Raw genomic sequence first — 686 nt, 5'->3', positions numbered from 1 at the left:
ACCCCGGGTGCGGTCTGCAGGACCGACTCGATCTCCCCCAACTCGATCCGCTGCCCCCGCAACTTCACCTGAAAATCACTACGCCCCACATACTCCAACTCACCCACACCCGACCACCGCACCCGATCACCCGTCCGATACAACCGCGACCCAACCCCACCACACGGATCCGCCACAAACCGCTCCGCAGTCAACCCCGACCGCGACGCATACCCCCGAGCCACCTGCACCCCACCCAGATACAACTCACCCACCACACCCACCGGCACCGGCCGCAACCGCGAATCCAACACCCACACCGACACATTCGGCACCGCACGACCAATCGGCACCACCACCTCACCACCAGACACCACATACGACGTCACATCCACCGCCGCCTCAGTCGGCCCATACAAATTCACCACCCGCACACCCGGCACCAACCCCCGCAACCCCTCAACACCCGCCACACCCAACGCCTCACCCGAACAAAACACCTGCCGCAACGACCCCAACCCACCACCAGCACCCCGATCCCCACCCAGCGCATCCACAAACACCGACAACATCGACGGCACAAAATGACACACCGACACCCCAAACCGCTCCACCACCGACGCCACATACCACGGATCCCGATGCCCACCCGGCTCCGCCACCACCACCGAAGCACCAACCATCAACGGCCAGAACAACTCCCACAC

The 686-nt window shown here is 64.0% G+C and carries 1 protein-coding gene; it reads right to left on the bottom strand.

Annotated features, from left to right (window positions below; translation table 11 throughout):
* The coding region (locus BPODLACK_RS23140) for an AMP-binding protein (RefSeq protein ID WP_159406333.1) at positions 1-686 on the bottom strand (686 nt) is incomplete at both ends.

The sequence above is a fragment of the Gordonia sp. YY1 genome, assembly GCF_009872315.1.
Taxonomy (GTDB): Bacteria; Actinomycetota; Actinomycetes; order Mycobacteriales; family Mycobacteriaceae; genus Gordonia; species Gordonia amicalis.
The sequence above is the reverse complement of the archived record's forward strand: the minus strand, read 5'-3'. Positions and strand labels throughout refer to the sequence as shown.